The sequence below is a fragment of the Bradyrhizobium oligotrophicum genome, from assembly GCF_051168495.1.
Taxonomy (GTDB): Bacteria; Pseudomonadota; Alphaproteobacteria; order Rhizobiales; family Xanthobacteraceae; genus Bradyrhizobium; species Bradyrhizobium oligotrophicum_A.
In genome coordinates, this window is record NZ_JBNPVB010000015.1 from 99,248 (window position 1) to 114,946 (window position 15,699).

General features: G+C 64.4%; 13 protein-coding genes. 7 read left to right on the forward strand and 6 right to left on the reverse strand.

The window, feature by feature from the left end; genetic code table 11:
• Positions 1-24 precede the first annotated feature (24 nt).
• The 5 genes from ACQR1B_RS25685 to ACQR1B_RS25705 form a co-directional block, all read right to left on the reverse strand.
• Positions 25-498 (reverse strand): response regulator, encoded by a 474-nt coding sequence (locus ACQR1B_RS25685; RefSeq protein ID WP_434834837.1) that lies wholly within the window; start codon positions 496-498, stop codon positions 25-27.
• A 137-nt stretch (positions 499-635) separates the two neighbouring features.
• Entirely contained in the window at positions 636-1,226 is a 591-nt protein-coding gene (locus ACQR1B_RS25690) for a response regulator (RefSeq protein WP_434875139.1), read from the reverse strand.
• A gap of 122 nt (positions 1,227-1,348) precedes the next feature.
• Positions 1,349-4,459, reverse strand: coding sequence for an ATP-binding protein (locus ACQR1B_RS25695; protein ID WP_434834835.1), 3,111 nt, complete (start codon positions 4,457-4,459; stop codon positions 1,349-1,351).
• Positions 4,447-5,121 carry a LuxR C-terminal-related transcriptional regulator gene (locus tag ACQR1B_RS25700; protein ID WP_434834834.1) on the reverse strand — a complete coding sequence of 225 codons (675 nt, stop codon included), beginning with the start codon at positions 5,119-5,121 and terminating at the stop codon, positions 4,447-4,449. Before ACQR1B_RS25700 ends, ACQR1B_RS25695 begins: the two co-directional genes overlap by 13 nt.
• Positions 5,118-5,531, reverse strand: a complete 414-nt coding sequence (locus ACQR1B_RS25705; protein WP_434834833.1) for a response regulator — start codon at positions 5,529-5,531, stop codon at positions 5,118-5,120. The genes ACQR1B_RS25700 and ACQR1B_RS25705 overlap by 4 nt, the downstream gene beginning before the upstream one ends.
• 375 nt (positions 5,532-5,906) lie before the next feature.
• Here ACQR1B_RS25705 and ACQR1B_RS25710 point away from each other — a divergent pair, with 375 nt between their 5' ends.
• Complete coding sequence (locus ACQR1B_RS25710) at positions 5,907-6,269, forward strand: hypothetical protein (protein ID WP_434834832.1); 363 nt, start codon at positions 5,907-5,909, stop codon at positions 6,267-6,269.
• A 252-nt stretch (positions 6,270-6,521) separates the two neighbouring features.
• Here the strand turns inward: ACQR1B_RS25710 and ACQR1B_RS25715 are convergent, their stop codons facing one another.
• On the reverse strand, positions 6,522-7,382 hold the full coding sequence (locus tag ACQR1B_RS25715; protein ID WP_434875137.1) for a response regulator: 861 nt from the start codon (positions 7,380-7,382) through the stop codon (positions 6,522-6,524).
• Positions 7,383-8,006: 624 nt separating this feature from the next.
• On the opposite strand from ACQR1B_RS25715, the gene ACQR1B_RS25720 reads away from it, so the two are divergent.
• From ACQR1B_RS25720 to ACQR1B_RS25745, 6 genes are read left to right on the forward strand one after another with little or no spacing between them, the layout of a single operon-like run.
• Positions 8,007-8,366, forward strand: a complete 360-nt coding sequence (locus tag ACQR1B_RS25720; protein WP_434834830.1) for a hypothetical protein — start codon at positions 8,007-8,009, stop codon at positions 8,364-8,366.
• 28 nt (positions 8,367-8,394) lie between these two features.
• The gene (locus ACQR1B_RS25725; RefSeq protein ID WP_434834829.1) at positions 8,395-10,494 is read left to right on the forward strand and encodes a hypothetical protein; all 2,100 of its coding nucleotides are present in this window, start codon (positions 8,395-8,397) and stop codon (positions 10,492-10,494) included.
• 8 nt (positions 10,495-10,502) lie between these two features.
• Positions 10,503-12,377, forward strand: a complete 1,875-nt coding sequence (locus ACQR1B_RS25730) for a glycosyltransferase family 2 protein (protein WP_434834828.1) — start codon at positions 10,503-10,505, stop codon at positions 12,375-12,377.
• Entirely contained in the window at positions 12,374-13,873 is a 1,500-nt protein-coding gene (locus tag ACQR1B_RS25735) for a hypothetical protein (protein ID WP_434834827.1), read from the forward strand. Before ACQR1B_RS25730 ends, ACQR1B_RS25735 begins: the two co-directional genes overlap by 4 nt.
• A gap of 23 nt (positions 13,874-13,896) precedes the next feature.
• Positions 13,897-14,853, forward strand: a complete 957-nt coding sequence (locus ACQR1B_RS25740; RefSeq protein WP_434875138.1) for a response regulator — start codon at positions 13,897-13,899, stop codon at positions 14,851-14,853.
• Positions 14,829-15,698 carry a hypothetical protein gene (locus tag ACQR1B_RS25745; RefSeq protein ID WP_434834825.1) on the forward strand — a complete coding sequence of 290 codons (870 nt, stop codon included), beginning with the start codon at positions 14,829-14,831 and terminating at the stop codon, positions 15,696-15,698. The genes ACQR1B_RS25740 and ACQR1B_RS25745 overlap by 25 nt, the downstream gene beginning before the upstream one ends.
• The last annotated feature ends 1 nt before the right edge of the window (position 15,699 follow it).

Sequence of the window (15,699 nt, forward strand, 5' to 3'; positions counted from 1 at the left end):
AAGCCCTCGGGGACGCCGCTCCTATCAGTGCGCCCCCTTGATGCGATGAGCCATCAGAGGGTCGATCCCCATCAACGCGGCGTCCAGGTCCTTCCAGAACTCCGGCCCCTTCCGCACGTGATAGGTTCCCACACGTTCGCATCTCCGCAGCGTGTGCTGATTCTTGCTGCCCGTTATGATGATGACGTTCGCCGGCGCACGGTCTGCGTCGAGCAGATGGCTGCAGACCGACAGGCCATCCAGCTCCGGCATGTTGACGTCGATCACCAAGACGTTCGGCTTGACCCGCGTCACCTTCAGGAAGGCCTGGAGCCCATCGGATGCAGTGTCCACGTTGAATCCCAGCCGTACGAAGTAATTCGACAGAAGCTCGACCACCTCGGCGTCATCGTCCGCGACCAGCAGACTGGGCGCCTGGGTGAGGGCCCGGACCTGGCCGAAGCCGTCGCCTGGCGCCCGTGCGCCGAAAGCATCAATCAGCCGCGCTGCCTGCCGCATGTTCCGCTCCTGTCATTGTTGCCTCATCCGGTCAGACCGACCGTCGGGCGTTGCCGGCTCCAGAAGACCGGATCGAACCTAAAGCTCCCTTAGCGGCGTTCCAGGTAGGACTACGCGGATCAATCGGACCGTCAGCGCTAGGCCCGCTTCAAAGAGCGTGCATCGAGAGGCGCCGGGCACCGGCACTGCTCCATCGCAACGATCAGGGCGTCGAGCGCACGATCGGTCCCCGCGCCGGGCGCGGCGCCGCCGATCTCAGCCGTGACCACATCCTCGAGATCCGCGGCCACGTCGCTCAGTTGAGCAAAACCATAAATGCCACCGGCGCCCGCCAGCGCATGCGAGGTCGACCTGATCTGCTCCAGCAGAGCTGGTGACCGTCCTTCGACGTCCAGCCTCTTTCGATATTCCAAGAGATGCTCGGCGTCGCGCTCGACTCGGCGCAGGAACTCCGTCCGCAACTGCTCCAGCGGATCGTGCGAAGGCCGCGCATAGGTCCGCAGCAACGCCGCAAGCGTCATGGGATCGAACGGCTTCGCAATCACACCCACGGCTCCGAGCGACCGAAACCGATCCGTCTCCCGCGCCTGCGTCCGGGCCGTCATGAAGACCACGGGAAAATCCGCCGTCGCAGCATTCTGCCGCAACTGTGCGAGCGTCGCGGGCCCGTCCATCACCGGCATCATGACATCGAGCAGGATGACATCGGGCGCCCATTCGGCCGCCATCGCCACCGCCTCGCGGCCCGACGCGCAACTGCGCACCGTGAAATCGGGATCCAGAGCGAGAGACAATTCGACGACTTCGCGGATATCCGGTTCGTCATCGACGTGGAGAACACGAATTGCGGTCATGCGACCTCCCTTACGGATGATGGCGAGGAGAGCCCCAAACGGTCGCGCACGATGGAGCCCAGGCGCTCGATGGGAAAAGCCGTCTTCAGCGATGCAGGCTGCATTTCATCTTCTTCCGACCAATCCTGATTTGCTTCGGAGAAGATGATCACGGGAATGATGTTGCCGGCCGGGTCCCGAAGATCCGGCAACAGATCCAGCCCGGAATCCGTGCCCAACCGGATATCCACGATCGCGAGGTCGATGCGCTCCGCCGCCAATAGCCGCCGCGCGGCCTCCAGGCTGCCGGCAGACACGATGTCGGCGATCGTCTCCAGCTCACACGCTACGAGCGCCAGCGTCTCCGGATCGTCGTCGACGTGAAGAATGCGCGGCTTCGACCCGGATGACGGCCGTGTTGCAGCCAGATGCAATGCCAGACGCTCGACATCGATCGGGCGCCCGATCCATTGCACGTCACTGGCCTGCCCGACCCCGGCGGCGTCGGCGTTTGCGCCCGCGGGGCCGTCGGAGGAAACGATGATCATGGTGTTGCCATGATGGGGAATGCTTCGAATCTGCGCCGCGAGATCGAGACGTTCGGCGTCGTCGAGCGGCAGGCCGATCACGACGGCTGCGTAGCGGTTGGTGCTGGAGCGCAGCAGCGCGGCTTGGACCGAATGCGCGAAATCCACCGTGAATCCTGCCGGCGCCAGTCTCATCCGCACCGCCTTCTTGATGACCGGATCCGTTTCGCACAACAGGATCCGCGACGGAACGCCGGTTGCGGCGGTCTCGATCGCGCCACCGACGGTATCGTCCCACATCGGCAGGTCGACGTAAAACACCGCGCCGCCGCCATCTGCGTCTTCGAAACCTGCCTTGCCTCCGAGTCGCTCCACGATCTGCTTTGCGATGCTGAGGCCGAGACCGGTGCCGCCCTTCTGACGGGTATCGGTGGCATCCGCCTGGGCGAACTTCTCGAAAAGATGGGACTTGAAATCTTCGGGGACGCCCGGACCGTGATCTCGCACGGCGATCCGCAAATTGTCCCCGTTGTCCTCCACCGCGACCTGCACGACTCCGCCCGCTGCAGAGAACTTGATCGCATTCGACAGGAGGTTCGCGATCGCTTGGGCCAATCTGTCCGGATCCACGTTGGCATAGACGTCCGCCGCGCCCGCGTCGAGTTCGACGCCGACCGCATAGTGATCTGCGTAGCCGCGATTATCCTTGATGACCTGAGCAACCAGCGACCTTATATCGACCCTTCTGAGATTGAAGGTAATGTGGCCCGCCTCGATCTTTTCCATGTCGAGAATGTCGTTGACGAGGCGTCCCAGGCGCTCGCTGTTGGCGTGAGCGATCGTCAGCAACCGCGCCGCCGGCTCCGGAATCTTCCCGCTCCAGCATCCGACGAGGAGCCCCAGCGACCCCGTAATCGAGGTCAACGGGGTCCGCAGTTCATGGCTCACCGTCGCGACGAACTCGTCCTTGAGGCGTTCGGCCCGCCTGCGTTCGCTGGCGTCGACAACGACGCTCAGGATCATGAGGCCCTGGCCCGCACGAATGGGATTGAGGCCGACTTCAATTGGAAATTCGGTCCCGTCCTTCCTCCGTCCGGAACGGTCGGGAGCAGCCGCCGCCCGATTGGCGTCCGACTGCAACGTGAAAGCATCCCCGAGCCAGGCGTGTTTCACGCGCGAACGCTCGGGAACCAGAATATCCACCGGCTGGCCGATCAGTTCTTCGCGTGTGTAGCCGAACTGCCTTTCGATCTCGCTGTTGACCATCGAAATCCTGCCCTCGGCATCGATCATCAACATCCCGTTCGGACACGCCTCGACCGCGAGGCGAAACATCTCGTCGGCGAGACTTCTGGCCGCGATGGTCATTTCGGCGCTGTCGCGCTCGTGCGTGCGCTCTTGCAGCAACCGACGTGAACGTTCGATCGCGACCGCCACGTCGTCGATTTCCTGGACGTCGGATCGCGTCACGGCGACGGTTTCGTCAGTTGCCGAAGCAAGCGCCGCCGGCATCAGGCCTCGGACGGCACGCGCGATCCGCTTCGCTTCGTACGTCGCCGAGATCAGCCCAATGAAGAGGACGCCGAAAACGCCAGCGACGCCGTACATGAGAATCGCGTTCGGCCTGCGATAGAGATCGACGAGCGGGATTCCGATCGCGACGGTCCAGTTTGCGCGTTCACACCGGCCGAACGCCATCAGCAGTGACGTCCCGTCCACCCGATATGTCTCGAGGACGCTCGGTTGCGGCGATCCGATGTCCATATGCGTCACCGGCGCGGGCCTGCCAGTCGCTTCGGGATCACCCGAGCGCGTAACGATGACGCCGGCCTGGTCCGTGACGGTCACGACCCAACCAGCCGGCAGTTTCTGATTCGCGAACAGGCCATTCAGCCGTCCCGGGTGAATGGCAACCCCGAGCGTGTATTTCACTCGTCCATCGCGAAACACCGGCACATCGATGGAGACGACAGGCCTCTTCGAGACGGCGCCGATGAAGACACCGGAGACTGACGGCCGGCCTTTTTCAAACACCTTCCTGTGGTTCACCAGATCTGCGCGTACCGGCAGCGGTGCGCCAAAGGGCAACGACGTGTTGACGACCTGCTGGCCTGCTGCATTCGCCACCGCGACCGAGAAGCCGAGCAGATGGGGAAGGCTTCCCTTCGCCTCGAGATAGAAGGCCGCCAGATCATCGGACGCGAGAGCCGACGACTCCGCCAGAATCTGGGCTCCAGAGGACGTTCCCGCCAGATCCCGGTCGAGCGCGGCGACCAGAGCCTGGACCGTGGCCAACGCACCTTGCGACGTCTGTTCACGTTCGCGCTGGTACATCCCCCATGCGAGCGCGGCCAATCCGATGAAGGTGGGAACCGACAGCATGAGGATGATGCGGAAGAGTCTTGCCTGGATCGACAGACGCCCACCAAGCAAGACGCTGAGCCGGCCGAACAACTGCATCAATCTTTTCCAAGTCTCGCGCGAGGTCGATCGGTCGCACGCGGCATGCTTCTCGTGATCGCTCGGACCGGCCTCGATCGAACCGGAGGATGGCTCGGTGACGGCATGATCGGCGGCGGTCTCGCCTCTCAACTCCCGCATCGAATCTTCCCGCGACGCTCGGGCCGCGCGGCCCGACGCCGTCCGGCCGGAGCCGGCAAGTGGCCGTCGGCCGGGTCCTGGTCCCCTGCCGCCAAGCGAAGCAGGTCTGCGAGGTTCTTGGCCCTGAATTTCCGCATCAGGGCGGCCCGGTGACCTTCATAGGTCCGCGGGCTGATCTGCAGCCGCGCCGCACCTTCCTTGTTCGAATAACCCTCTCTGACCAGGCTGAGGACCTCCTGCTCGCGCGGGGTCAGCGAACGCTGGCACACTGTGGTCGCCGGAACCGACGGCGTCTCGTCGTTGCCACTGCCGGTCCGCGACCACCACCTGATGATTTCACGGCCTTGCGCAAACGCGGTCTGCTCCCTGAGCGGCGCCTCGAACGTATCGCCAAGCCGCTGCACCAGGCTGCAGACACATTCGGCCTCGCGCAGCGCATTTTCCGCGACCTCCTTCAGCGAGACACCATCCCGGCCCGCCTCGGGAAAGCGGTCGCCGTGCTGGCAGAGGTCCCCGAGATAGAGCAGGAGGGCCGTCAACGGCCCGTTCAACTGATGCGCGATCGCGGCGCCCACCTCGTTCGCAGCACTCGCGCGATCGGTCCCGGGGGGTTCCGTCTCCAAGCGTTCGGCCACCATCGTGTCGCCGTCTGATTGCCTCATCGCAACGAAACTCCCGGATCAGCAGCCGACGCGAGACTGAGGTCGATGGCCTCGATCAGCTGATGGGAAGAAAACGGCTTGCGAATGCAGCACGACGCGCCGCGCTGCAGGGCGCTGTCGAGATAATCGATCGGCTCGAGCGAGCTACGCAACCTGAAGCCCGACATCGCGATGATGGGAACGGCCGATCGCTGCCGAATGTAGCCGATGGCGTCCAGGCCGCTCATCCCGCTCATGAAGAGGTCGACCAGAACCACGTCGAAGTTCGAAAGCCGCAGCGCCTGGATCCCGGCATAGGCGCCTGATGCCAGCTCGGTCCGACATCTGCGCCGCGCCAGGAAAGCCTTGATCGCCGCGCCCACGCTCTCGTCGTCATCGATGACGAGAACCCGCAACGAGCGGGGAGCCATGACGGCTCGTTCGACTTCGATCCCTTCGACTTGGACGCGGGCATCATGCCCTGACGCATACATGTACAACCCCGGCGGCGACAACATAGCCTCGCGACATCGCGGTCAGTGCAGACGGCGGTGCTGCGTCATTGCAAACGCTATTCGGCCATATCTGACGAGGCGTTAATTTCGACGCACGTAAAACTACCTGAGCTTTCTGCGGCCGTGCGCATGCGCTGTGCGGTATCGCCTTGCTCTCCGAACCACCCGCCATCGGCTCGCCGATTGATCAGGGCAGCGATCGGATAGATTGATCGGGATGCGATGACCTGAAATTAATTCCTTCTGTGGACTGTGTTCGGAGGAAGTAGGACGCAGCAGGAGGACGATCGCATGACCGCCGATCAATTCGAGGCGCGCCTTGCCAAGGTGAGGCACCGCTTCGCAACCGCGCTCGAAAGCAAAATCACCGACACCCTCGTCTATGCCGACCGCATGTCGCGAGGAGAGCCCAGCAGCCTCACACTCGTTTCCGAATCCTATCGTCACTTGCACAACATCTGCGGCATCGGGCCGTCGGTCGGCTTCGCCGCCACCGGAGAGGCGGCCCGCGCCGCCGAGAGCGCCCTGCTGCGCGCGATGGCCGAAAAGCGCAGGCCGACCGACAGCGAGATCATGACTCTGAAAGAAGCGCTTGCTCACCTGCGATCCGCCGCCGCATCGGAACTGCGGATGATGTATCAGCGCGGCGGATAGGCCATCCGTCCCTGATGCAGCGGGTCTGACGATACGTCGTCGCGCTCCGGATCACGGCCTCGAGCCGCCAGATGCGCTTGCGGCCCCGCGGCCCATCATGACGCGCGCGCCCTGGCGCTTTTCGTCCCCCACTGCAGGATGGACGACATCCGCCAATGGCGCTGCCGGCCCCAAGCACCGCGCGCGACGCGATGTGGATCGATGGTGGGATGGTAGAACGGCAGGACGACCGGAGAGGCGCGGCACCGCGCCTCAGCTCGGAGCCGGTTCATCCTCGCGAACGGCCGCGAACCCGCAATACCTCTGCAACGTGTCCAGCAGCTCCGCGTCGTCGATCGATTTATGCAGAATGCGGGCTGCTCCGGGTTGACCGTTGATCTCCTCCTTCAGCTTGCGCTTGATCGAGTCGCTCAGGCGTCGTCCCGACTGCACGATGACCGGGATTGCGCAGGTCTCCGGCACGCTGCGCAGCTTCGTGAGAAGATATCCGGCATCGCCGTTCGGCATGCAGTAATCCGCGACGATGACCGTCGGATGCTCGCGCCGCGCTGTCCAGAATGCTCGCGTGGCATCCTCGGCATGCAGCAGATCGACGCCCAGTTCGTCGAGCCTGTGGGAGAACATCTTCTTGACGCTGGCGTCGTCATCCACCAGCAGCACGCGCGGACGCCGGTTGACGTCGATCGTCGCAAATTCCCGGGAAGCTCGGTCTATGTCGGCGCTCTTCTCAGGATAGATTTCAGCGAGGCGCGCTGCGAGCTGCTTCCAGAAGAAACGGCCTTTGGGTATGCACGTCGCAGCGAGCTCATCGCACAATTCGCCGGTTCGCTGATCCGCCCGGCCGGTCATCACGATGACATGCGGCGCCGTTTTCGCTGCGTCCGACAGATAGGCCAGGACGCTCAACCCATCGACCTCCGGCAGGTTGACGTCGATGACGATGACGTCGGGCCGATGCTCGGCCGCCATGATCAGAGCCTGCAGTCCCGTGGTCGCGGTCAGGACGACGAATCCCATCCGCGTACACCAGCTGGCGGTCGCCTTCAAAACAAGGGGATCATCATCGACGATCAACATCGTCGAGACCGCCCTGCTCGCTTGCCTTGCCTCCATCACACGCCTCCCATGTCGGGGCCGAGCGCCGTTTCTTGACGAGGGATTTTCACCGCGCCTCCAGCCCGATCGCCGAGCGCTCCGGTGTCATCCGGCGTTCGGCACACGTCTCCATCCGATCAACGCAGCCTAAATGTCAGGATAAGGTCGATCCAGGTAGGACTACGCGATTTGCGCGCGATGCGCTTCGTCGTCCCGCTGCGATCGCGCCGGGATCGTCGTGCCGGTGCCGTCTCGGCGCCGCCATCGTCACTTGCGGTAGTCTCGGCATCGAAAGCTCCACGCCTGTCCATTCGTAGCGTGCGACCCGAACCGAGTCTGTCCGGCCGGTGGCCAGCGTATTTCTACGCGGCAAAGCGTGCGTTCGAAAGTAACGGAATCAGCTCAGCCTCGAAGACGCGCGAACGACTCGCGTTGACCATTTCATTCGGGAATTGGGGCCGTCATCTATTATGCGCCACCCTATCACCAGGCCATCGGGGCGAACGCGGACGGTTGCCGTCACGCTTGCGGCATCCTGCCGTCGGCGCGCGTGCATCACACCGTCTCATTTGGCCATGCCGACCGCATCATCCAAGCCGTACGGAACGTAGGATGCCGGAACGGCCCCTCCAGGACACTGCGATGGACCGACGGCTCGAGGCGCGTCTCGCCGTCGTACGCGGGCGCTTTTCGGCGAAGCTCATGGAGCAATTGCAGCTGGCGGCCATCGACCTGCCGAGAATGACGGGAGACGGAGCCGCCTCGGCGGAACTGGTCGCAACGACATATTGCTGGGTTCACGACATCTGCGGGATCGCGTCGACGATCGGTTTCGGGGCGATCGGTCGGGCGGCGCGAGCATGCGATGCCATCCTGATCGAGCCCTATCGTGCGCGGCGAGGTTTGGAGATCGGAGAATTGGATGACCTGACCTCACAACTTGGATTGCTTCGATCCGCTGCGCAGGCCGAGCTACACAGTCCAGGGTCGAGCCAGGGATAATACTGTTTTTAATGATGGGGGAAGTACCGTGTCGCATGTCGTGCGTTTTGTCCTGGCTGCGTGCCTCGCAATCCAGGCGTCGTCAGTTTACGCCCAACAACGCAGGTCGCCTGCCGCTCCGCCGGAGCCGGTGAGAATGACCTCACCATTCCCGCCGCCGCTGCTGGCAGCGTTCCCGCAGGCGGCGATCGTCGATGCCCCCTTCAAATCGTTGCGGGTCGGCGTTCCCATCGCCGACGCCGGATTTCCCGAGGGGTTCCGCCTGTCCAATCTCGGCGGCCGTCGCGAACTCTATATTCGGGTGCCGCAGGGCGTCGAACTCAATCTGGCCGAGCTCGTGCTCGCCTACGACGACGTGAGCGCCCATGAGGCGCGTCGCAGCCTGGAAATACTGGCCAACGATCGTTCCATTGCCGCGCTTGCCCTGGATGGCAAGGGCACCGGGCGCACGGCCCGCATCTCGCTCGCGAACATATCGGCGCGCGACGGCTTTCTGAAACTGTCATTCGTGTATTCCGGCGCAGCCACGCAGGATCGCTGTATCGACGTCCGCTATGTCGGCGACAGTCTCACCATACGTCCCGAAACCACCGTCGATTTTGCCGTCGGCATCGCCGGCGCGCCGAATATCGCCGTGACCGCTGCGCTGATGCCGCGGGACGTCGGCATTCTGCTGTCCAGCGTTTCGCCGCCGGCTGCCGATGTCGCCACCGCGCTGACGATTGCCCGATCCCTGAAGGCCGGCGGGCGGACCGTGAGCTTCCATCACGGCAAGAATGCCATTCCGGACCTGGTCGACCAGGACAACAAGGGACGGTGGACGCGCGGTCTCATCGTCGTCGGATCCTTCGACGGCATCATTGATCGGCTCGATGCGCCGTTGGCAACATTGGCCAGCTACGCCGGCGCTACTGTCACTAGCAACGCGCTTGCGGCTGGCCGGATCGGCGGCGTTCCGGTCCTGCTCGCCACGGACGGCGGATCGTCGCAGATCGGAAGGCTGCTCGGCCATCCCTCACTCTCGGCTCTCCGTGATACGCCGACCGCTTCGATCGGGCCGACTTCGGTCGCGCGGCAGCCGACCGAACGGATCAGTATCGATGACCTCGGTCTCACACCGCCTCGCGCTGATGTCTTCGGCCGCGCCGAGCTCGCCGTGACAATCGCCAGCCAGTCGTTGCCGGGCGGCACCCGCCCCTCGCGCCTCGTCCTCGACGTCATGGTTGCTCCCGATGGAGCCGGCGAAAAGGCCGTCGTCAGCGCCTTCGTCAACGAACACCTGCTCGCGAGCACCGTCGCCGCGATCGGTGGGCCGACACGGCTCGACTTTGCCCTTCCCGACGGCCTCGTCGGCACGATCGCGAACGTCAGAGCCGTCGTGCAACGCCGCAGTTCACAGGGCGACTGCCGATTCGAACCGCAGGGCTACCCGGCGGAACTACTCGGCTCCAGCCAGGTGATCCTGTCGCCGGCAGGCCCGGCCGCGCGCGACTTCTCGGATCTGGCGAGCCTGTGGGCCAATGGGATCCAGGTTCTCTTGCCGGCATCGACGGCGGATCGCCCGCTGTCCGTGCTGGCCTCTTTGTCCAACGTCGTGAGCGCGCTGTCGAACAAGACGACGCCGATCGAGGTGACGTATGTCGACGTCAATGCAACGGCGACACCGTCGGCGCCCTTCATTGCGGTCGCCAATACGCCTCCCGCCGCCGATCAGCGCGTGCGGTTCGATCGCGGCCGGGTGGCCATCACCGATCGCAGCGAACGCGTTCTGCTCGACGTCGGCGGGATGACCACCGGCGCGGTCGCGCAGATCGTCACGGCGAACGACTTTCCTGGATTGTGGATTCGCCCGCTCAGCAGTGACGGATCACTGCCCGCCGCTCCGACCATCAGTCTCGACCGCGGCGACGTCGCATTCCTCGACCGCAGCGGCGTCGCCCTCGCTCTCTCGACTTACCGCGATACCCTTCTGCGCGTGGCATATGTAGATCAACGGTCATGGACGACCGACATCGACCGCGTCTGGCCGTGGATCGTCGGAGCTATTTGGGCAGTTGCAACCATTGCGCTTCTGTTGCTGGCCCAGCGCATGTACCGTCGCCGTGCTTCTACACCTGCTGGCGAGTAGGACGTGTCATGCAGCCATTGTCAGCTTCCGATCGCGCGCTCGGCGACATTCTCGTCGCCCGCCGTGTCCTCACGCTCGGCCAGCTCGACGAGGCCATCGCGCTCGCCGAGGCCTGGCACGTCAGCCTCGGAAACGCGATCCTGTCGCGCAACTGGGCGGAGCCGGCGATCTACTACCAGGCCGTCGCGTACCACTACGAACTGCCCTTCGTCGATCTGATCAACGATCCCCCGGATCCCGTGCTTCTTCTGGAGGGGGAGGCCGACATCTACGCCCGGCGGTTGACCATTCCGTGGAAGTACCGCGACGGACGGCTGATGATTGCGACCGCCGAGCCCGGCCCCGAGACCCTGCTGTTTGCGCGGCAACGCTGGGGAACGAACGTCGCCTTTGTCGTCGCCACCAAATTCGACATCGTGTGGGCTGTGCAGGCCGCGTTCGACGACGCACTGTCCGCGCGCGCCGTGTACGAACTCGCCGACCTCAGTCCCGAACTCTCGGCACAGCGGGTCTTCACCCCGGGTCAGGTCGTCTTCGGCTACGCGATGCTCAGCGTGATCCTGCTCGGCCTGGCGCTATCCCCCATCACGACGCTCATCGCGCTCAACGTGGCGATGAGCGTTTTCTACCTTGGCAATTTCATCTTCAAGGGCCTTCTCGTCCTGTTCGGCGGCGTGCGCATCGCCGACGAAACCATCGCGATCGAGGCGCGCGCGCTCACGGACGACGAACTACCGGTCTTCACGGTGCTGGTGCCGATGTACAAGGAGCCGGCCATGCTGCCGATGCTGGCTCAGGCGCTACGCGATCTCGACTACCCGCTCGGCAAGCTCGACATCAAGCTGGTGCTGGAGGCGAGCGATCGCGAGACAATCGAGGTCGCCAGCCGGCTCGGCCTCGAAGGCATGTTCGAGATCATCCGGGTGCCGCCATCGCACCCGCAAACCAAGCCTAAGGCCTGCAACTTCGCGCTGCAGTTCGCCCGCGGCGAGTTCCTCGTGATCTACGATGCCGAGGACCGGCCCGAGCCGGACCAGCTTCGCAAGGTGGTCGCGACGTTCCGGAAGTCGTCGGCCAATACCGCCTGCCTGCAATGCAGCCTGAGCTATTTCAACTCCAGCGAAAACTGGCTGACGCGCATGTTCACGCTGGATTACGGCCTCTGGTTCGACCAGATGCTGCCGGGCCTCGACCGCCTTCGCATTCCCATTCCGCTTGGGGGCACGTCCAATCATTTCAGGATCGACGTGCTGCGCGAACTCCATGGCTGGGACCCTTTCAACGTCACCGAGGACGCCGATCTCGGCGTGCGCCTGACCCAGAAGGGCTACCGCGTCGGCATCGTGGATTCCACGACGTTCGAGGAAGCGAGCTGCCACGCCGGCAACTGGATCCGGCAACGCTCGCGCTGGATGAAAGGCTACATGCAGACGCTGCTGGTTCACACCCGGAGCCCGCTGCGTTTCATGCACAAGATCGGACCACTCGGTTTTCTCGGCTTCGTCGTCTTCATCGGCGGCACCGTGCTGTCCGGCCTGCTGAACCCGGTCTTCTGGCTGCTCTACCTCGCCTGGCTGATCGCCGCGATCAGCGGATTGGAGGCCGTCTTTCCGGAGCCGCTGCTGTTCCTGAGCCTGTTCAACCTGCTCGCGGGCAACGGCGCGTTGATGTTTCTCAACATGCTGGCGCCGATCCGGCGCGGCTGGCTCAACCTGATTCCCTACAGCCTGACCGCATTCGGCTACTGGGTCATTCTCTCGATCGCGACCTATCGCGGATTGTGGCAATTGCTGCGAAATCCGTTCTATTGGGAGAAGACGCACCACGGCGTCTCGAAACATGTCGTTCGCGAACTGACGCGCGCGCAGGAGGCCGCCACATGAGCCGCCTGTTGCCGCTCGGGACGTTGATGGCAGCCGTCTGCGTGATCGTCTTCGCGGCCTCGCTGAGCGCCATGACGGCCGGCCTCATTCCCAATGATGCCGTGACGTTGTGGGCGAGCGCGATGACTGCGGGCGAAGGGCAGATGCCGGTCGGGCGCATTCTCGCCGCCTATCCGACCATCCCTTTCCTCACAACGACGCTGCTGCAAGCCGTCACCCCCGGCGGGACGCCCACGCCCGTCCTTCTCACTGGGATCGTTCTCGCCCTCCTCGCCGGCGGCTTGCTGGCCTCCTTTCAGCGCGTCGGTATCGCCGCGGTCATCGCACCGTTGCTGGTCGTTCCGATCGTGCTGCATCCGGCGATCCTGCGTGCCGCGATCGCCGGCCCGTCCGAGATCATCTTCACGGTGTTTCTCTTCCTGCTCGGCTGCACCTTGTTCAGACTGCGGGCGCACACCGGAGCCGCCGAGGTGATGGGCGTCGGCCTGTCGCTGCTCGGTCTGACCTTCTCGCATCCGATGGGCGCGGCAATCACCTGTGCCGCGGTCCCGTTCTTCGTACTGGCGGTACAGCCCGAGCAATTGTCCCGGACGACGTGGAATCTGGTGCTCGCATTGCTGTTTCCAACCGCCTTCTGCGTCGCCGCCTTCTCCTACATGTCGTGGATATTCCCGGGCAGCGGCTGGACCTTCCTGGTCGCGCCCGCCGAAGGCGTCGCCACCTGGGCGACGGGATTTTCTACCCTGTTCGGCCGCGGGCTGTCGGGTTCACTCTCGATCGACGCCGGCATCGCGACGCTCGCGGCGATCCTGATCGGCGCTCCCATCACCTGCTTTGCGGTCGTCTCGATCTGGCGCCTGCGCCCCTTGCTCGCCCCCGCTCTGATGTTCGTCTCGACGGCGCTCGCCGCGGCCGTTCTCGCCGTCACGACCGCTCTGTTCGGCGATCCCGCGGCGCTTGCGGTGATGCCTCCGATCCTGGCCGCCGTCGTGATCATTTACATGCCGCCGGTACGCAGACGGTTGGGCATCGTTGCGGCGCTACTGGTGCTCGGCTGGTTCGGCGGCATCGCCGGTCTGGTGATCGCGGATCCCAGCGGCGCCGTCAACGTCGCCATTGCCCTGGAAGGCCATCATGCGGATACGGAACGGAGCGCGGCGATCGATCTCGGCCATGCCAGCAAGGGGCGAGACGGAATTCTCGTCGACACGCTGAACGCGCCCGCGATCGTCCTCGGGCGTGGCGGCGCGCGCGGGTTGCTGTCGCCGTCCGACGAGGCATTCACGCTCGGGATTCTGTTCTCACGGATCGACGCTCCGTTCGTGGCCGTTCCTGATCCGCAGGTGGGAAGCGGAGCACAGGACCGGCTGAACAAGGCCTTCCCCCTGCTCTATCGGCGGGGAGCGCCTGGCTATCAACTCATCTACGACAAGGCCGGCTGGCGGATGTTCGGGCGCACCGAGGTCGTCGCCGGACATGTTGTCGTCCAAAAATGAAGTCGGGGGGAATGGAGTTCACCATGCGTATTCTCGTTGTTGACGATTCCGAAGACGGGCGGGACATCACCGAAGCGATGCTCCTGGCCGCAGGCTATGAACAGGTCACGACCGCGGGATCAGCGAACGACGCCTATCGGGTGCTTGGGATCGGAGCATCGTCGGAGCCCGCAACGGTCGATCTCGTTCTCCTCGACATCGTCATGCCTGACGTCGACGGCATCGAAGCCTGCGCGCGCATCCGCAAGGATCCGCGCTTTGCAAGCGTGCCGATCATCATGGTGACGGCGCTGGGTGATACCGACAGCCTGGGCAATGCGTTCGTCGCCGGCGCGACCGACTACATCACCAAGCCGGTCAACCGGGTCGAACTGCTGGCACGCGTTCGATCTGCGCTCAAGCTGAAGGCGGAGTTCGATCGCCGCGAAGCCCGCGAAGCCGAGCTGACGAGGCTGGCGTCAAGATCGGTCGACCATCGTGCATCGAGCTGGATCGATGCGCGCACCGGCCTGTTCGTCGGCGAAATGGCCGAAGCCTACCTACTCGCCGACGCGAATTTTCCCCCTGGTACCGAGACGTCCGTCATCGCGCTCGCCGTCGACCGGCTGAGCGCGCATCGGGCAACCGGGAAGCCCCCAGAATCGGGCATCATGGCCCGAGTCGCGGCCGCGGTGCGCGCGGCCTCTGCATCTGTCGGCGCGGTCGCAGCGATCTATCGCGACGGGGTCATCGTCCTCGTCCTGCCCGATCAATCGCGCGCATCCGCCATCAAGCTGGCCGAGACGCTGCGCGCCTCGATCGTGAGTCTCAGGATCCCCAACCCGGAAGCGATCGCCGCCCATCACGTGACCGCCAGCATTGCCGTCGTGACGGAACGCGTCAACGGCGCCGGTCGCATCCATCTCCTCACCCGCGCCATCGGGGCGGTGTCGGAAATAACCGCAACCGGCGGCGATTGCGTGGTACCGCTATGTGCTTAGTTGTCCCGCCAATCACATCGCGCGCCCGGAGATCGGTCAAGACCTGGGCCGGGCGGCTCGGCATCTCATGCGTCGTTGCGATTGGCCTGACAGGCTTCGCGCGGCCGGCATGGGCCGGAGCCTGGACGCTCGACGCCGGGACCGGCGCGCTGGTCTTCACCGGCACGGCCATGCAGTCGAACAGTGCCTTCGACAGCGGCAGCAAACAGCGCCCTATCCCGCGCTACAGCAAGAGTGAAGCGCAGGCCCTGATCGAATATGGCGTCACCGACTGGTTCACGGCGATCGTCCAGCCCTCGCTGCAGCATGTCGACATCGCAGCGCCCATCAGCGCGCAACGCAGCGGCCTCGGCTATACCGACATCGGCGGCAGGGTTCGGCTCTGGTCGAATTCCGCCTGGGTCGTATCGGCTCAGGCCACGGTGCGCATTCCCGGCACGTTCGACAAGACCAATCCCGCCGCGATCGGATACACCGATCACGAGCTCGAGCTCCGGGGTCTCGCCGGCTACAGCTTCAAGGCCGGCACACTTCCGGCCTTCGTCGACCTGCAACTGGCCCAGCGTTTCCGCCTGGGCGGCCCACCCGACGAATTTCGCACCGACATCACCTTCGGCGTTCGGCCGGCCGACAGATGGCTGTTGCTTGCGCAATCCTTCAACGTCGTTTCCGAAGGCGCCGGCACCTGGGGCTTCGGCAGCTTCGCCTATCACAAAGTTCAGCTCAGCGCGGTCTATGCGCTGACGCCGACATTGTCATTGCAGTTGGGCGGCTACTCGACCTATTGGGGGCGAAACGCCCTGCAGGAAAACGGCCTGGTCGTCGGGGCGTGGTACAGGTTCTGAA